Origin of the sequence: Loktanella sp. SALINAS62 (genome assembly GCF_018263905.1) — a bacterium.
Classification (GTDB): domain Bacteria; phylum Pseudomonadota; class Alphaproteobacteria; order Rhodobacterales; family Rhodobacteraceae; genus Loktanella.
The window spans coordinates 190597-207575 of the sequence record NZ_JAAFZU010000001.1; the positions used below are offsets into that span (position 1 = coordinate 190597).

19 protein-coding genes are annotated in these 16979 nt (G+C 59.0%); 12 read left to right on the forward strand and 7 right to left on the reverse strand.

Going from position 1 to position 16979, the window contains the following annotated elements:
• The first annotated feature begins 17 nt into the window (after positions 1 to 17).
• The 4 genes from GZH79_RS00925 to GZH79_RS00940 are packed head-to-tail and all read left to right on the forward strand — an operon-like array spanning position 18 to position 3691.
• On the forward strand, positions 18 to 1283 hold the full coding sequence (locus tag GZH79_RS00925; RefSeq protein WP_211641560.1) for an extracellular solute-binding protein: 1266 nt from the start codon (positions 18 to 20) through the stop codon (positions 1281 to 1283).
• Between the two features lie 60 nt (positions 1284 to 1343).
• On the forward strand, positions 1344 to 2192 hold the full coding sequence (locus tag GZH79_RS00930) for an ABC transporter permease (RefSeq protein WP_211641265.1): 849 nt from the start codon (positions 1344 to 1346) through the stop codon (positions 2190 to 2192).
• A 1-nt stretch (position 2193) separates the two neighbouring features.
• Complete coding sequence (locus tag GZH79_RS00935) at positions 2194 to 3030, forward strand: ABC transporter permease (protein ID WP_211641266.1); 837 nt, start codon at positions 2194 to 2196, stop codon at positions 3028 to 3030.
• A gap of 4 nt (positions 3031 to 3034) precedes the next feature.
• Entirely contained in the window at positions 3035 to 3691 is a 657-nt protein-coding gene (locus GZH79_RS00940) for an aspartate/glutamate racemase family protein (protein WP_211641267.1), read from the forward strand.
• Between the two features lie 74 nt (positions 3692 to 3765).
• Here GZH79_RS00940 and GZH79_RS00945 read toward each other — a convergent pair whose 3' ends face one another.
• Positions 3766 to 5622: a sigma 54-interacting transcriptional regulator gene (locus GZH79_RS00945; RefSeq protein WP_211641268.1), complete on the reverse strand. Its 1857-nt coding sequence runs from the start codon at positions 5620 to 5622 to the stop codon at positions 3766 to 3768.
• A gap of 198 nt (positions 5623 to 5820) precedes the next feature.
• On the opposite strand from GZH79_RS00945, the gene GZH79_RS00950 reads away from it, so the two are divergent.
• The 4 genes from GZH79_RS00950 to cynS are packed head-to-tail and all read left to right on the forward strand — an operon-like array spanning position 5821 to position 9446.
• Entirely contained in the window at positions 5821 to 7203 is a 1383-nt protein-coding gene (locus GZH79_RS00950; protein ID WP_211641269.1) for a CmpA/NrtA family ABC transporter substrate-binding protein, read from the forward strand.
• Between the two features lie 3 nt (positions 7204 to 7206).
• Positions 7207 to 8040, forward strand: coding sequence for a nitrate ABC transporter permease (gene ntrB / locus GZH79_RS00955; RefSeq protein ID WP_211641270.1), 834 nt, complete (start codon positions 7207 to 7209; stop codon positions 8038 to 8040).
• 10 nt (positions 8041 to 8050) lie between these two features.
• Positions 8051 to 8956 (forward strand): ABC transporter ATP-binding protein, encoded by a 906-nt coding sequence (locus GZH79_RS00960; protein ID WP_211641271.1) that lies wholly within the window; start codon positions 8051 to 8053, stop codon positions 8954 to 8956.
• A 22-nt stretch (positions 8957 to 8978) separates the two neighbouring features.
• On the forward strand, positions 8979 to 9446 hold the full coding sequence (cynS, locus tag GZH79_RS00965) for a cyanase (RefSeq protein ID WP_249218906.1): 468 nt from the start codon (positions 8979 to 8981) through the stop codon (positions 9444 to 9446).
• On the opposite strand, the gene GZH79_RS00970 is transcribed toward cynS, so the two are convergent.
• Complete coding sequence (locus tag GZH79_RS00970; RefSeq protein ID WP_211641272.1) at positions 9431 to 9667, reverse strand: hypothetical protein; 237 nt, start codon at positions 9665 to 9667, stop codon at positions 9431 to 9433. The genes cynS and GZH79_RS00970 overlap by 16 nt on opposite strands.
• Before the next feature lie 67 nt (positions 9668 to 9734).
• Between GZH79_RS00970 and GZH79_RS00975 the strand changes: the two genes are divergently transcribed.
• From GZH79_RS00975 to GZH79_RS00990, 4 genes are read left to right on the forward strand one after another with little or no spacing between them, the layout of a single operon-like run.
• Positions 9735 to 10100, forward strand: a complete 366-nt coding sequence (locus tag GZH79_RS00975; RefSeq protein WP_211641273.1) for a DUF1636 domain-containing protein — start codon at positions 9735 to 9737, stop codon at positions 10098 to 10100.
• Positions 10097 to 11032, forward strand: coding sequence for a threonine-phosphate decarboxylase (locus GZH79_RS00980; RefSeq protein ID WP_211641274.1), 936 nt, complete (start codon positions 10097 to 10099; stop codon positions 11030 to 11032). The genes GZH79_RS00975 and GZH79_RS00980 overlap by 4 nt, the downstream gene beginning before the upstream one ends.
• Positions 11029 to 11928, forward strand: coding sequence for an adenosylcobinamide-phosphate synthase CbiB (cbiB, locus tag GZH79_RS00985; protein WP_211641275.1), 900 nt, complete (start codon positions 11029 to 11031; stop codon positions 11926 to 11928). The genes GZH79_RS00980 and cbiB overlap by 4 nt, the downstream gene beginning before the upstream one ends.
• Before the next feature lie 51 nt (positions 11929 to 11979).
• Complete coding sequence (locus GZH79_RS00990) at positions 11980 to 13146, forward strand: peptidoglycan-binding protein (protein WP_211641276.1); 1167 nt, start codon at positions 11980 to 11982, stop codon at positions 13144 to 13146.
• Positions 13147 to 13214: 68 nt separating this feature from the next.
• On the opposite strand, the gene phnE is transcribed toward GZH79_RS00990, so the two are convergent.
• The 5 genes from phnE to GZH79_RS01010 all read right to left on the reverse strand — a co-directional run bounded on the left by phnE (position 13215) and on the right by GZH79_RS01010 (position 16977).
• Complete coding sequence (gene phnE / locus GZH79_RS00995; protein ID WP_211641277.1) at positions 13215 to 14006, reverse strand: phosphonate ABC transporter, permease protein PhnE; 792 nt, start codon at positions 14004 to 14006, stop codon at positions 13215 to 13217.
• Positions 14003 to 14788, reverse strand: a complete 786-nt coding sequence (locus GZH79_RS01000) for an ATP-binding cassette domain-containing protein (protein WP_211641278.1) — start codon at positions 14786 to 14788, stop codon at positions 14003 to 14005. Before GZH79_RS01000 ends, phnE begins: the two co-directional genes overlap by 4 nt.
• An 89-nt stretch (positions 14789 to 14877) precedes the next feature.
• Complete coding sequence (phnD, locus tag GZH79_RS01005) at positions 14878 to 15762, reverse strand: phosphate/phosphite/phosphonate ABC transporter substrate-binding protein (protein WP_211641279.1); 885 nt, start codon at positions 15760 to 15762, stop codon at positions 14878 to 14880.
• 159 nt (positions 15763 to 15921) lie between these two features.
• A complete protein-coding gene (locus GZH79_RS19175) occupies positions 15922 to 16050 on the reverse strand; it encodes a hypothetical protein (RefSeq protein ID WP_283094772.1) in 129 nt (42 codons plus the stop codon).
• A gap of 105 nt (positions 16051 to 16155) precedes the next feature.
• Complete coding sequence (locus GZH79_RS01010; protein ID WP_211641280.1) at positions 16156 to 16977, reverse strand: phosphocholine cytidylyltransferase family protein; 822 nt, start codon at positions 16975 to 16977, stop codon at positions 16156 to 16158.
• Between the last annotated feature and the right edge of the window lie 2 nt (positions 16978 to 16979).

Consider the following 16979-nt stretch of genomic DNA (forward strand, 5'->3'; position numbering starts at 1 on the left):
ACAATTCAATGACCACAATTTCCAAGATTCGTTACAGCCGCCGGTCCATGCTTAAAACCGGAGGCGCGGCGCTTGCGGCGTCCGCACTACCCGCCCCGATGGTTTGGGGGCAGGAAAGCAAGAACATCGTCCTGCGCCAGTTCGGAACCGGCGTATCCAACCTGAACGAGGTGGCGACAAAGGTTAAAGAAGACCTTGGGATCACGCTAGAAATGACAGCGCTCGACACCGACAGCGTCACCCAGCGCGCAGCGACCCAACCCAACAGCTTTGACATCGCGGACATCGAATACTTTGTCGCCAAAAAGGTATGGCCATCAGGCAACCTGCAGGCAATGGATGCCAGCAAGATCGACAATTACGACAAGATCGTCGGCACGTTCCGCGATGGTAAACTGACACCCGAAAGCACCATCGCACAAGGCACCGCACCGCATACGGTCGGGTTTGTCGACGGCCCCAACGGCACGGAATTCGCCGACAACGAATCCGGTTGGATGACCCTGATCCCCACAATCTACAACGCCGATACGCTTGGCATTCGTCCCGACCTGATCGGGCGCCCCATCGAAAGCTGGACCGAGCTGCTGAACCCCGAATTCGCAGGCAAGGCGTCGATCCTCGACATTTCTTCTATCGGGATCATGGACATGGCCATGGTCTGCGAAGCGATGGGCGAGATCCAGTATGGCGACAAGGGCAACATGACCCGCGAAGAGATCGACAAGACCATCGCGATCTTTATCGAAGCCAAAAAGAACGGCCAGTTCCGCGCGTTCTGGAAGACATTCGATGAAAGCGTGAACCTGATGGCCTCGGGCGAGGTTGTGATCCAGTCGATGTGGTCCCCGGCCATCACCGCCGTGCGCTCTCGGGGAATTCCCTGCGTCTATCAGCCCCTGAAAGAGGGCTATCGCAGCTGGGGTGGCGGTATCGGCATGTCCGCAGCGCTTTCGGGCATGGAACTGGACGCGGCATATGAATACATCAACTGGTATCTGTCCGGTTGGGTCGGCGGCTTCCTGATGCGGCAAGGCTATTATTCCGCTGTGCCGGAAACATCCAAGGCGTTCATGTCCGAAAACGAATGGGGCTACTGGTTCGAGGGCAAAGAGGCGACAGACGTCATCACGTCGCCATTTGGTGATCCGCTGGCACAGGTGGGCGAAGTCCGCGACGGCGGTGACTTCTATTCCCGCATGGGCGCCGTGGCCTGCTGGAATTCAGTCATGGATGAAAACCAGTACATGGTCCGCAAATGGAATGAATTTGTCGCGGCCTGATCGCACCCGCGCACAGGGGCTTTTGCCCCTGTGCCACCCTACTTCTGACCGGACACCCCGATGACAAAACAAGTCACAGCATGGCTACAGGCCGCACCCATGGCGGTGGTATTGCTCGCATTTCTTGTGGCGCCGATCATCATGATCGTGATCGTCAGCTTTTGGGGCGCAACCGAATATTCGATCTATCCTGACTTTCAGTTCGACAATTACGCGTTCCTTTTCGGCTCTCCCGTGACCTACACGGTGTTTTTCAACACATTCTATTATGCTGGCATCACATGGGCGCTGACGCTGGTGATCGGCTTTACCGTGGCCTATTTTTTGGCGTTCGAGGTCCGATCCTTGAAATGGCAAATCGGGCTGTTCCTGCTTTGCACGATCCCGTTCTGGACATCTAACATCATACGCATGATCTCTTGGATTCCATTTCTGGGCCGTAACGGCCTGACCAATTCCACACTCATTTCCTGGGGGATCATCGATGAGCCACTGGAATGGCTGCTGTTCAGCGACTTCAGTGTGATACTTGCCTTTGTCCACCTTTATACATTGTTCATGGTGGTCCCGATCTTCAATTCGATGATGCGGATCGACCGATCGCTGATCGAGGCGGCGCGCGATGGCGGCGCCAGCGGTTGGCAAACCCTGCGTCATGTCATCATCCCGCTGTGCAAACCCGGCATCATGATCGGCACGATTTTTGTGACGACCCTCGTGATGGGCGATTTCATTACCGTCCGTTTCATGTCCGGCAGCCAGCGCGCCAATGTCGGGCGTCTGATTTCGAACGATATCAGCCTGCTGCAATACCCGTCGGCCTCTGCCACGGCGGTGGTCCTGCTGGTGGCGGTCCTGATCGTCATTGGACTGCTGTTGCGTCTGGTCGATATCCGAAAGGAGCTTTGAGATGGAAAAGCGCAGCCGCAGTTTCCGTGTTCTGTCCGTATTTTTTGCCCTGTTTGTCCTGTTCCTTTATGGCCCAATCCTGACCATTGGAATCCTTAGCTTTCAAGGACCGCAGGGTGGGCTGACATTCCCGATGAACGGGGTGTCTCTGCACTGGTTTCGCGATCTGTTTCAGGAACAGTCCGTGGGCGACATCTGGGGCAGCTTTCGCCGGTCCTTCGCCTTAGGCTTTATGGTCATGATCACGACAGTGGTTGTGTCGGTTCTTGGCGGGCTCGCCTTTCGCAAACGGTTTGGCGGCGCAACAGTCCTGTTCTACCTTGCCATCGCATCGCTCGTCATTCCGTCAATTCTTGTCTCGCTGGGCGTCGGCCTGATCTTTAACCAGCTTGGCTTGCCCATCCATTGGGCCAGTTCCGGTTTCGGCAGCCAGTTGACCTGGACACTGCCATTCGGGCTGTTGATCATGTTTGCGGTCTTTAACCGCTTCGACAAAAGCTATGAAGAAGCCGCCCGCGACCAAGGGGCGAGCGCGTGGCAGACGTTTGCCCATGTCGTCTTGCCAATCATCGCCCCGTCGCTATTGGGGGTAGCCCTGTTCGGGTTCACGCTCAGCTACGACGAATTTGCCCGAACGCTTTTGACTGCGGGCAGTTACAACACCCTGCCGCTCGAAATCTTCGGGATGACGACCAACGTGACAACCCCGGTCATCTTTGCCTTGGGAACACTTACAACGATTTTCTCTTTTTGCATCATCGCGGTGTTTTTCGTGGCTGTCTGGTTCATGTCGCGGCGCAAGGGTAAGGTTTCCGACGCGGGCAAGGGCATGGTCTGACCCGATGACTGTGATCCTGATCAACCCCAACAGCACCGAATCCATGACGCAAAGCGCGCTTGAATCCGCGCGGATGACCTCGCCCGACATTCAATTCGACGGCTGGACCTCTACCCGTGGCCCGGCCACGATCGAAGGTGCGGGTGACGGGGCGCTGGCCATCCCACCGCTACTTGAACTGGTGCAGCGCGCGTCTGAATCCGACGCCAACGCCATCATCATCGCCTGTTTCGACGACACCGGGCTGGCAGAAGCCCAGCGCATTGCCCGCTGTCCAGTCATCGGGATCGGACAGGCTAGCTACATCCTTGCATCGCTTTTGTCGGGACGCACCGCCGTGGTGACGACCGTCGAAGCGGCCATTCCGGTCATCAAGGCAAACATCAAGTCGCAGGGTTTCGGTGCCACCATTCAGGAGGTTGTTGCGGCACAGGTTCCGGTTCTGACCCTGGCCCAAGATCCAGCCAGTGCCATCAAAAGATTTCATGACCGCGCAACTGCACTGCCGTCCGATACGCGCAATCTGATCTTGGGATGCTCGGCTGCGGTTTTGATCCGTCAGGATTTGCAGGATCTGGTGGATTTCCATGTGATTGACGGCGTTTGTGCCGCCGCGCGCCTGTGCAGGGTTTTCGCGCCGCGTCATCGTATCGCCCAGTAAGGATTTAATGCGGTCCTGACTGGACGATGTGTCGTTCGTCGCTGCGGGTCTATGACCGGGCTGACGGTTTCGCACTACCAGTCTTCGTTGTTCAGGCCCAGTTTCTGTAATCGTGAATACAGCGTTGTCGGTCTGATTCCCAAAAGTGCGGCAGCACCGTTGGTGCCGGCCACCTTGCCGCCAGCTTCTTTCATGCAGGCGATTGTGTTTGCGGTCCGGATTTGCTCGACCTCGGCCTCGGTCAATAATTTAGAACTCGATTGGATCGCGCTGCTGATGTCGGTCTGGATTTCCACCAGCAGCTTGTCAGATTGCGACACGATTGCGCCCCGCTCGACGACGTTGGCCAGTTCACGCACGTTGCCGGGCCAGTGATACTGCTGCAATTTGCGCATCGCCCCTTCGGTGACAATCGGCACCTTGCGCCCCAACCGTTTGCACGCGATGCGCAGCAAATGGACCGTCAGGACCGGGATATCCTCGATCCGGTCGCGCAACGGTGGGCAGTGGATCGGAAAGACCCCCAGCACCAAGGCCAGATCCTGACGTAACCGCCCGGCCTGAATTTCCCGGTCAACATCAAAACTGGTTGACGCAATCAGCCGCAGGTCAAGGCTGCGCGCCAGATCATCCCCAAGCCGGACGACCTCTTTTTTCTGAAGCGTGTCCAGCAGGTGCCCCTGCACATCGGTGGGAATGTCGCAGATTTCATCGATGAACAACGTGCCCCCGTGCGCAAGCTCCAGCTTGCCGGGTCGGTCCTTCAACGCCCCGGTAAAGGCACCGCGCACTTGACCAAAGAGCTCACTTTCGACCTTTTCCGGGGACACGGCACCCGCCTTGAAATGAATCATCGGGCGACGTTTGCGACTGCTGTCGTCGTGGATCGCGGACGCCACCAATGACTTTCCGACACCGCTTTCCCCGTGGATCAACACGCTTGTATTTGTGGGACCGACCAGTGCAATCTGGGTGATGATCCGCCTGACGGCATCGGACTTGCCGATGATATCATGATGCGCGCGCTCGATGTTGATCGCCTCTTGCAGATAGGCGTTTTCTTCTTCCAGCTGATCGCGCAGGGCCGCAACTTCTGTCATTGCGTCGCGCAGCTTGCGCTCACTTTCCCAGCGTTCGGTGATGTCGCGAAAGATCACCACCGCGCCCACAAGCTGCACACCGTCGTAGATCGGCGTCGACACATATTCGACCCGGATCGGCTTGCCGTCCTTGCGCCAGAACACCTCGTCCTCGATCCGGTTCACCTGTTCGTAGCGAAACGACTGGTAGATGGGACATTCATGCGACGGGTAATGTTCACCGTTCAGATGATGATGATGGATCATCGTGTGAATGTCGCGTCCCAGCAGATCTTGCGTGGTCCAGCCCAGCATTTCTTGCGCCGCCCGGTTCACAAAGGTGGTTTTGCCATCGGCATTCACCCCGTAAATCCCTTCGCCTGCGGCGTTCAGGATCAATTGGTTTTCTCGTTCCAGATCGGCAAAAAAGCTTTGCGCCCGCTGCCATTCGACTAATCCGCCGGTGTAAAGCTTTGATGCCGAAAATTCATTCGCGTGCCGTTCTAGCGCCGCAAGGTCAAGGATATGAAGCAACAGAAGGGTGTGATCCGTCCCGTCCACCATCCGCCCGGTGATTTCTGTCTGCAGCGCATCGCTGTCCGCCGTCCGCAATGTGACCCGCCGCGTCCACGCCTGCCCGCGGTGCTGCACTTCTGCGATAAAGACGATGAAATTGCCCAGCCCCTTTGCGACACGATGGGCAAAAGCGGCGCCCACCAGATCAGTGTCGTCCAATAGGGCAACAGCCTCTGGCGTGGCCGCCAAAATGCGATCATGGGCCAGATCAAGCAAGATGGTCGGGCCGAAGGCGCCGCGCAGATATGAATCATAGGTTGGTTCGGTATCAGACATGGCCCATTCGCGCTGATATGAGGGCGTCTAGCAATACGAAATATCGTAATTTACGAACTTTCGTAATAAAATCATATTGGCAAAAGCCTTAACACTCTGACAATAAACATAAAGTCTATATCGTCGGATTTGCGCGACATTCTTCTCTTGGGCGCTTGCCCCTGTCAGCCTGTCATGGACCAAGCACAGGAGCACGCAATGTCTGTTAAATCACTGGGCAACCCTTTTTCATCCAAGACCGACCTGAGGCATGCATCTGATTGCGGATGCCACACCTGCAAAGCCCCCACGCCGGACGTTCATGACAACATAGACCTGTCCACGTCAGAGGGCATGCTGGAACGCGCTGTCGAAAGCGCGATCGTGCGGTCGGTGTTTGGACAAAGCGATATCGGACGGCGTTCTTTCATGGGCATGATGGGCGGCGGCACGATGGCGGCGGCACTGGCATCCGTTTTTCCGCTGAACGAAGCCAAAGCGGCAATCCTTGACCAGTTGGGACCACCCGAAAAAACCGATCTGAACATCGGTTTCGTGCCGATCACCTGCGCGACGCCAATCATCATGGCGCAGCCCTTGGGCTTTTATGAACGCTACGGCCTGAACGCGCAGGTCATCAAAACCGCTGGCTGGGCTGTGGCCCGCGACAAGTCGCTGAACGGCGAATACGACGCGTCCCACATGCTGACACCGATGCCTTTGGCGATGACACTGGGCGCGGGGTCCATCGCGGAACCCTACATCATGCCCGCGATTGAAAACATCAACGGACAGGCCATCGTGTTGTCCAACGAACATCTCGACAAACGCGATCCGGCGCAGTGGAAAGGGTTCACCTTTGGCGTGCCGTTCGAGTATTCGATGCACAATTTCCTGCTGCGCTACTATGTGGCCGAATTTGGTCTGGACCCCGACGTCGACATCCAGATCCGTGTGGTGCCGCCGCCCGAAATGGTCGCCAACCTGCGCGCCGGAAACCTTGATGGCTATCTGTCGCCCGACCCGTTCAACCAGCGCGCGGTCTATGAAGGCATCGGATTCCTGCACCTGCTCACCAAAGAGATATGGGAAGGCCACCCTTGCTGCGCCTTTGCGGCACCGCTGTCCTTCGCGACAGAGCTGCCCAACACCTATGGTGCATTGCTCAAGTCGATTATCGACGCGACGCAGTACGCATCGGCCGCCGAGAACCGCAAGGAAATCTCAGAGGCCATCGCGCCGACCAATTACCTGAACCAGCCTGTAACGGTGATCGAACAGGTGCTGACCGGCACCTACGCCGATGGACTGGGTGAGGTTAAAAACGTTCCCGACCGTATCGATTTCGACCCCTTCCCGTGGCATTCCATGGGCGTCTGGATCCTGACGCAGATGAAGCGGTGGGGCTATATCGAAGGCGACGTGGATTACCGCGGCGTCGCAGAACAGGTCTATCTGGCCGCCGACTGCCGAAAGGTCATGAAAGACCTCGGCTACGACGCGCCCGACATCACGTACAAGTCGCATACGATCATGGGGAAAACCTTTGATCCGGCCACACCAGAGGCCTATGTCGACAGCTTTGCGATCCGGAAGGGCTAAGGGATGAAACTCCTTTCCCTTAATCAGCGGGCCGCACTTCTATCGGTTGTCATGCTTGTCGTCGGCCTCCTGATCTGGGAGGCCGCAATCCCGGCCCAAAATGCCGTCGGCGAATTGACCGAATACGAACGACTGACCGGTGCGGGCGCCGCAAAGGCAGGCGTGCCGCCCCCCAGCGCGGTCATTACCAAGGCATGGGAGCAATTGAGCAACCCGTTCTACGACGCTGGGCCCAACGACAAAGGCATCGGCATCCAGATCGGATATTCGATCTACCGGGTGCTGACAGGTTACTTTCTGGCAGCGCTTGTAGCGATTCCGTTCGGGTTCCTGATTGGCATGTCCCAACTGGCCTACAAGGCATTCAATCCGTTCATTCAGGTGCTGCGTCCGATTTCACCGCTGGCATGGATGCCGCTTGCGCTGTTCATCATTGGTGACAGCGAGGCGTCAGCGATTTTCGTGATCTTCATCTGTTCGATCTGGCCAATGTTGATAAACACCGCCTTTGGCGTGGCCGGTGTGCGCGAAGACTGGGTGAACGTGGCCCGGACACATGAGCTTGGCCCATTCAAAACTGCCTTCACCGTCATCCTGCCCGCCGCCGCCCCCACGATTGTGACCGGCATGCGGATTTCGATCGGCATTGCGTGGCTGGTGATCGTGGCGGCTGAAATGCTCGTCGGTGGAACAGGCATTGGCTATTACGTGTGGAACGAATGGAACAACCTTGATCTGACCTCTGTCGTTTTTTCCATCCTCATGATCGGCGTTGTGGGCATGTCGCTGGACGCCATGTTCGGCCTGTTGCAACGCCGCGTCGCCTACGTCGAATAAAGGACCACAGATGAAACCGTATCTTAGTATCGAAAAGCTGACCCAGCGATTCCCTGACGGCGCTGGCGGAGATCTGACCGTATTCGAAGACGCTACGTTCGGTGTCGAAAAAGGAGAATTCGTCGTCATCCTTGGCCATTCCGGCTGCGGTAAATCCACCATCATGAACATTCTCGCCGGGCTGGCAGAACCCACCAGTGGTGCCGTGATCATGGATGGCCAAGAAGTCAAAGGCCCCAGCCTTGAACGGGGCGTCGTGTTCCAGAACTATTCGCTGCTGCCGTGGCTGAGCACGCTCAAGAACGTGACCTTTGGCGTCGCAGCCCGCCACCCCAATTGGAACAGACAAAAGATCGAGGATCACGCTGTCAAGTTTCTTGCCATGGTGGGCCTCGAAGGCGACGTCATTCACCGCAAGCCAAGCCAGTTGTCGGGTGGGATGCGTCAGCGCGTGTCGATTGCGCGCGCCTTTGCCAACCACCCAAAGCTTATGCTTCTGGACGAACCGTTCGGGGCACTGGATGCACTGACACGTGGCACCATTCAGGACGAGCTTTTGAACATCTGGGGCCAGATGGAACAGACCGTGTTCATGATCACCCACGATATCGACGAAGCGATCCTTTTGGCTGACCGCATTTTGCTGATGACCAACGGGCCACAGGCACGCGTTGCCGAAAGCGTCGAAATCACCATCCCGCGCCCGCGCAACCGTACCGAGATCGTCGAACATCCCAACTATTACGCGATCCGCAATCATCTGGTGCAGTTCTTGGGGAAACGATCAAAGGAACTGGCCGGGCAGCCAACACCGGCCGGGCAGACCAATTCACCCGTATCTGTGCGGATCGACAAGACCGAAACGCCGGACGACCCCGAAGACAAACGACCAGCCCTGCGCGCAGTGAACAGCTAAAAAATTGGAGGAGCGACCAAAAATGAAAGACCTGACGATGACCGCGATGATGACAAAAGAAGATGCAACCGCCATGATCCTGTCCGCCAAAAAGCAGGCGGGACTGACCTGGGAAGACATCGCTGAAAAAATCGGCATGTCCCCCGTCTGGACGCATTCAGCGGCGATGGGCATGAACGCTTTTCCGCCCGAAAAAGCCAAGCTGATGGTCAGCGTGATGGGTCTGCCGCAAGAGACCGAAAGCGTCTTGACCGAAAGCCCAACAAAGATCTGGGAACAGGCCGTGCCCACGGACCCATGCATCTACCGCTTTTACGAGATCGTCGGTGTCTATGGCCCGACGCTCAAGGCGTTGATTCAGGAAAAATTTGGCGATGGCATCATGTCCGCCATTGATTTCGATATGACCGTCACACGTGTCGAAAATCCAAAAGGCGACCGCGTCAAAGTCGAGATGTCGGGCAAGTATCTGGGTTATAACAGCTGGTAGGCTGTTTCGTCGGTTTGGCCCGCCTTTTCAGAAATCGTAATCTGCGATGCTGTCAGGCGGGCCACGCACCAGCCTGACCGCAGCACCGGGCCAAAGATCGGTGCGGTGATGATACGGTCGCAAGGCCGGATCGTGTTAAGGTCGGGTTGAAACGCGCAGTAAAAATAAAATATGCGCTCGGCCCCGGCAACCAACAGCATTTTTCGATGCAACAAAGCCATACACCGCCCCCTTGCCCCGCCTCCTTAAATTCTGTTCATAGGGACCGACGTCACGGGGGCCACTGACATGACCACATGGATCACGATCTGCGATACCTGCAAACGCGATGATTGGGTCGCCGATGGCCGCCCCACGGATGGCGAAGCGCTGGCCGCCCTGATCGAACAACGCCTCACAGGGCCGGTGCGGACGCGGCGCACCTCTTGTCTGATGGGGTGCAGCCACGGATGCAACGTCGCCATTCAGGCGACGGGCAAGCTGAACTATACACTTGGCCGGTTCGATCCGACCGAAGAAGCCGCCGACGGTCTGATCGCCTATGCCACTCTGCATGCATACAGCGACAGCGGGCAGGTGCCCTATCGCCATTGGCCCGCCGCGATCAAAGGTCATTTTGTCACCCGCCACCCGCCCCTGCCGGACGACCTGTGACAGCGCCGCGTGATCACGGCGGCGGGCTGGACGCCGCAATCACCCGCTGGGGCGGCACACGTGCGGAATGGCTGGATTTGTCGACCGGCATCAACCCGGTGCCCTATCCGCTGCCCGCCTTGCCCAACGACGCCTGGACCGCCCTGCCCGACACCGCCGCCGCGACCCTGCTGGAACAGCGTGCCCGCGTGTTCTGGCGCGTGCCCGCCGGTGCCGCAGTGCTGGCGACACCCGGCGCATCGGCCCCCATTGCGATGCTGCCGCGTCTGCGCCCCGCCGGGCAGGTCGCCATCCCCGGCCCGACCTATAACGAACACGGTGCGGCGTTTCGCGCGGCAGGCTGGACCCTGACCGACGCAGGCACCGACGCCATCGTCGCCGTCCACCCCAACAACCCCGACGGCCTGATCTGGACCCGGGCAGAACTGGACGCCCCGCTTGTCATCATCGACGAAAGCTTTTGCGACACGACGCCTGAGGCCTCGCTGATCGACCTTGCGGCCCGTCCGGGCACCGTTGTCCTGAAAAGCTTTGGTAAATTCTGGGGCCTCGCCGGTCTGCGGCTGGGATTTGCAATCGGTGATCCCGTGCTGATCGACGCGCTGCGCGACGCACTTGGCCCGTGGCCCGTATCAGGCCCCGCGTTGCGAATCGGTGCCGAAGCGCTGGCCGATCCGCAGTGGACCGACGACACGAATGCACGACTGACCAATGACGCGGCCCGTCTTGATACCCTGTTGACCTCCCAAGGGGCAGAGGTGCTGGGCGGCACCACATTGTTTCGGCTGTACCGGGTCGCGGATGCGCAGGCTGCAGAGGAACATCTGGCACAGCACCGCGTCTGGTCACGCGTGTTTCCCTATGCCACCGACTGGCTGCGTCTTGGTCTGCCCGCCCCCGACCGCTGGTCGCAGATAGAGTCCGCCTTTTGACACTGCTGATCGGACTGCTGCTGGACGCGGTACTGGGTGAACCACGCTGGTTGTGGTCGCGTGCGCCCCATCCCGCCGTGCTGATGGGCCGCGCCGTGGGCTGGATCGACGCGCGGTTCAACATCGGCAAGCATCGCAAACGCGCGGGCACGCTGGCCTTTGCTGGCATGTGTCTCTGCGCCCTGCTGATTGGTCTGGTTTTGACCGCGATCCCCGGCAACTGGATCGATGTGATTGTGCTGGCGGTCCTGCTTGCCCAGCGCAGTCTGGTCGATCACGTCCGCGCCGTGGCCACCGCATTGCGCGCGGGTCTGCCGCAGGGACGTGCAGCTGTCGCCATGATCGTCGGGCGCGACACCGCCGCCCTGTCCGCACCCGCCACCGCCCGCGCCGCCATCGAAAGCGCCGCCGAAAACCTGTCTGACGGCGTGATCGCCCCGGCGTTTTGGTTTGCGGTTGCGGGCCTGCCGGGGCTGTTGGTCTACAAGATCACCAATACCGCCGATTCCATGATCGGATACCGCACCCCGCGGCATCAGGATTTCGGCTGGACCGCCGCGCGGTTCGACGATCTGCTGAACTGGATACCCGCACGCCTGACCGCCCTGTTGATCTGGGTGCTGCGTCCATCCCGCGCCCGCCTGTCCGCCATCATGGCAGAAGCGCCCCTGCACCGGTCCCCCAACGCAGGCTGGCCCGAATCCGCGATGGCCCACGTGCTTGGCGTCGCGCTGTCCGGGCCACGCGTCTATCACGGGACCACGCGCGATTACCCTTTCGTCAACCCGCAGGGTCGCCACCGCATCGGCCCTACTGACATCGACGCAGCCTGTCGCGTGCTGTGGCTCGCTTGGGGCGTGGGGGTTTTCGCCGTCGTGATCGCCACCCTGTTTTAAGCGGGCAGCGGTCCTGATACCTGTCGGTCAACCAGACCGGAGACACCGACCATGCGCACCACCCTTTTCGCCCTTCTGACCCTTGCCGCAACCCCCGCCATCGGCCAGACCTGCGGCGGCCCCGTCGACAGCTTTCGTCAGGGCGCATTGGAAGAGGCGATCGGCATGGGTCTTGACCCGACCGCCACCCGTGATTTTCTGATGACCGCCAATATCGATCCGGCCGTTCTGAATGCAGACCGCAGCCAAGGCGTGTTCCAGCTTGATTTCGTCAGCTTTTCGCAACGATTGATTTCAGCCAACCGCCTGCAAAATGCGCGGTCATTCTCTGACCGTTACGACGCCGTATTTGACCGGATCGAAACAACCTATGGCGTGCCGCGCGGTATCCTGCTGGCCTTTTGGGCGTTCGAAACCGACTTTGGTCAGGTGCAGGGCACCTTCAACACCCGTGACGCGCTGTTCACACTGGCACACGATTGCCGCCGCCCGGACCTGTTCCGGCCAGAGCTGTTTGCCGCAATCGAACTTTATGCGCGGGGCGATTTCCCACTGGACACCACCGGTGCGTGGGCAGGCGAAATCGGTCAGGTCCAGATGTTGCCCCGCGACATCATCGACAACGGGGTGGATGGTGACGGCGACGGACAGGTCACGCTGAAAACCAGCGCAGAGGACGCGCTGCTATCGGGGGCAAATCTGCTGGTAGATCTGGGCTGGACGCCGGATCAGCCGGTCTTGCAGGAAATCAGCGTGCCAGCTTCGCTGGACTGGACACAAACCGGATTGGACAAACAAAAGACCGTGGCGGAATGGCAGGCCCTTGGGGTCAACATCCGCAACGGTGCCGCCCCTGATCCCGGCCTCGCGGCCTCTGTCTTGCTGCCGATGGGCCGTGGCGGTCCTGCGTTTTTTGCCTATCCGAACTTTCCGGTATTGTTCGAATGGAACCAGTCGCTGACCTACGTGCTGACCACCGCCTATTTCGCAACCCGGATCGAAGGCGCGCCGGTCTACGATACGGGCAACCCGGAAACGGGTCTGTCGGGCGAACAGATGGTGCAGCTACAGGAACGGCTTCAGGCGCTTGGCTATGACGTCGGTGGCGCGGACGGCATCCTTGGCGAAAAGACCCGAGAGGCCGTTCAACAGGAACAAGCCCGCCGCGGTCTGCCCGCCGACGCCTGGCCGACGGCGGTGTTGTTGGAGGCATTGTAACACAAGGCCGAGGGCCGACATGGTCAATCACGGCTTTGCATCTTGTCAAAGCCGGACCGTCTTAGCCATCAGATGATGCGCTTCCGGATACTTGTGGACAACTGTTCGAATCCGACAACCACCACAAGAATGACGATGATGATTGCGGCGGCCTGATCATAGCGGAACAGGCGCATGGCCGTCGAAAGCTCCACGCCGATGCCGCCCGCACCGACAAGTCCAAGCGTGACAGCAGAGCGGATCGCCTTTTCGACACTGAAAAGCGACGTGGCCGTCGTCGATGCAAAGCTTTCGGGCAGGATCGCCCCGAAAATGACCGACAGCCTGCCTGCGCCGGTGGCGGTCAGGGCTTCGGACGGGCCTTTCTGCACCTCTTCAAACCTTTCGGAATAGAACCGGGCTGCAAATCCGATTGTGTCCATGACAATCGCCAGAATGCCCGCCAGCGGTCCCAACCCGACGGTCACCACAAAGATAAGGGCCCAGATCAGGTCGGGTATCGTCCGCGCCACCGAAATCACAAAACGCGCGAACGCCCGGACTGCCCCGTTGGGTGCAGTGTTGCGCGCTGCCAGCAGGGCCAGCGGCACCGAAAACAGACACCCGAATGTGACGCCGACGACGGCAATGTTCATCGTTTCAAGCATGGCATCGGCAAGGTTGGGCATGCGCGAGAAATCGGGGGGAATGGCCTGCCCGACGAAACGCACCAGATTGCTCGCGCCCTTGACCAGCCGTTCGACCGAGATGTCAGAGGCGATGATCCCTTGGATAAAGAACGCCGCGAACCCGACAAGCACGACCCACGACAGTGCCGATGGTGCGCGGAAACGGGGCGGAAGGTTGGTCGTGTCGCTCATGCCGCGACCTCCCCTAGTCTGGCATCCACACGGGTCATCCCGGTGTACAGGGCGTTCAGTTGCGGGGTGTTGGTGTCGGTGACGGCGGCGTCGATTTCGATGCGCCCGGCTTTCATGCCCAGAATGCGGTCGGCGTATTCCTGCGCCAATTCCAGATGATGCAGCGTGCAAAGCATGGTCAGCCCCTCTTCGCGGACAATGCGCCACAACAGGTCCAGCACCTCTCGTCCGGCCTTGGGATCAAGGCTGGCGATCGGTTCGTCGGCCACGACGACACGGGGGGCCTGCATCAGCATGCGCGCGATGGCGACGCGCTGCTGCTGGCCACCAGACAGTTCAGCCGGACGGTGCAGCGCGCGGTCAGCCATGCCGACCCGTTCAAGGCAATGCAGTGCGCGTTCACGTTCCTGCGCCGAAGCCGTCAGGCTAAGACAGGACAGCAACCCCATGCGGTGCCGACCCATCGCACCCAACAGCACGTTCTGAAAGGCATTCAACTGCGGAACAAGGTTGAACTGCTGAAAGACGTAGCCCATGCCGCGCCGGACCTGACGCAACTGGCGCCCGCGGGCGGTGGACAGCTGTTCGCCGTGGATATGGATTGTGCCGGACCGCAGCTTTTCCAGCCCGTTCAAGCTGCGCATCAGCGTGGATTTCCCGCAGCCGTTGGCCCCAAGCAACACGACGCCCTGCCCTTTGGTCATGTCGAACGACACGCCACGCAGGACGTCAAGCCGACCGTAGCTGACATGCAGGTCCGATGCGCTGATGGCCAGTGTCATGGCGGGCTCCTTGTATCGGGGTAAGGTCCGGTAACAGTGAAAGGCGGCCAATCCACCCGGATGGCCGCCCAACAAACGAGAGACAGCGATCAGTCGTCCAGCGGGATACCGGCGACGGTATAGGCTTCACGTACGATATCGTAGATCGCCGGGTCGGTCTCGAACGACATATAGGCGTCCCGCTCGATGAACTTGTCGGCGTTCCGTTCGGTCGAGGTCAGGCTGTCCCACAGCACGTCAGCGTGTTCGGCCAAGGTCGATCGCAGCGCGTCGCGGCACTCTTGCGGCAGCGATGCGCGCATGACGACGGGGTCGCCCGGCAGCGTGTCGGTTTGCGCCAGCAAACGGTATTCGGTGTCGGGGTCCTGTTCGCGGACCGCGTCCCAGTCCTTGTTGCCGCCGCCCATTGCGTCGACGTCATCATTGATCAGCACCTGAATGCGCGCGTCGCCCGCCATGATGATTTCGGCGTCGGTTTCAGGGTCAAGTCCGGCCTGCGCCATCAGCATCATCGGAAAGATGTGACCCGACGTTGAACCCACGTCCTTGAGTGCGACGCGCTTGCCCGCCAGATCGGCAAGTGTCTTGATCTCGCTGTCGGCTTTGACGACAAAGCTCGATCCATAGTTCGGACGCACGACCGAAAACAGGATATCCATTTCTGCGAGCTGCTGAAACAGGACGAATTCGGACGGTCCAGCAAACACAAATTCGACTTCATCGAATTGCAAGGCCGTGCCCGCTGCCGTCCGGTTGGACAGCGAATAAAGCGCCAGTTCGACGCCGGTCAGTTCTTCGAACGTCTTTGCAAACGGGCCAAAGGCTTCCGTCAGATCGCCCATGCCTTCGATGCCGGTATCGGCCATACGCAGTGGTGAAGGACAAACCTCGCCGACCGATTGTGCCGATGCCTGGCCTGCAAAAAGTGCGGCCGTCGCGGCGACTCCAAACGCCACCCGATAAGTGCTGTTCATCTTGCTTGTCTCCTGAACCGAATTTCCATTCCGTCCCGGCTAGCAAGTTGACGCTACAGTTTTGTGACGCTGACCGCGCGGTTGGGGCGGGACACAAAAGCGACAGGTCGAACTTTACCGTCACTTTTGCGTACCGCACCAATGCGTCGGCCTGCTGCCCTATTTCACTTTTTTGCCCGCGATCGAAATCGCAGGTTTTCCGGCATTGGAATTCGCCGTGGCAGATACCTTGGGCTTCTCTTGCTTAGGTTTCTTTGTTTCCTTGTTGGTATTTTTACCTTTGGCCATGGTCTGTCCTTCCAAGATGCAGCGTTCCGGTGCCGTTATGGCAAGGCAAGGCTGCGGTACGCATCATGCGCCGTTTGATGCGGCGCGATGAATGATGTGCTGGGTTCAGCTGGACTTCTGCAAGTTCGATCGTGCCTCGTCCAACGCCCGTTGCTGACCACGCGATTCAGTCACGACCGGCGATCCGAACATCGCGTTCGCGGCAGCAAGATCGTCCGGTGTATCGATTTCGGTCCAGTTCATGCCCGTGATGTCCAGCGCATGAAAATCAGTGCCCTTTTCGACCAGACGCGCATATGCGGCCTCGTAATAATCCTGCGCATTGGCCGGACTGTCCATCATCGTCTTGAGCTCGGCAAATAGCAGTCCGGCGGTCACCGCGCCGATCTTTTCGATACCGATGGATTCACCCAGTGCCGACGCGGGATCGACGGATTTACCGATCTCGGTGACCCGCATCTCGTCATCGGTGACAACTTTTACTTCCTCATTCGCCAGTACGATATCGCGGTCGATACACAGGACATCGGGTCGTTTGATGTCGATCAGTGCGCGCAAAATCCTTGTATCGAACACGACATCCGCATCGAACTTGATGAAATCGGCTGTTCCCACGACTTTGGATGCCAGCATCAGGGAATAGCCTGTGTTGGTGTCACGATACCGGTCGTTGATCACATAGGTGACACGGATACCGCGAAACGTCTTGTCAACGAACTGCTTGATCTCTTCGGCACGATGCCCCAGCACCAGAACGAACTGGGACATCCCGCAACTTAGACAGTTGCGGATCATGCGTTCCAGAATGACGGAACCGCCGACAGACAGCAGGCTTTTCGGGCAATTATCGGTATGAGGGGCCAGACGTGACCCAACGCCAGCGGCCAGAATGACCGCCATGGGTGGACGATTTACGTTATATGCCATTA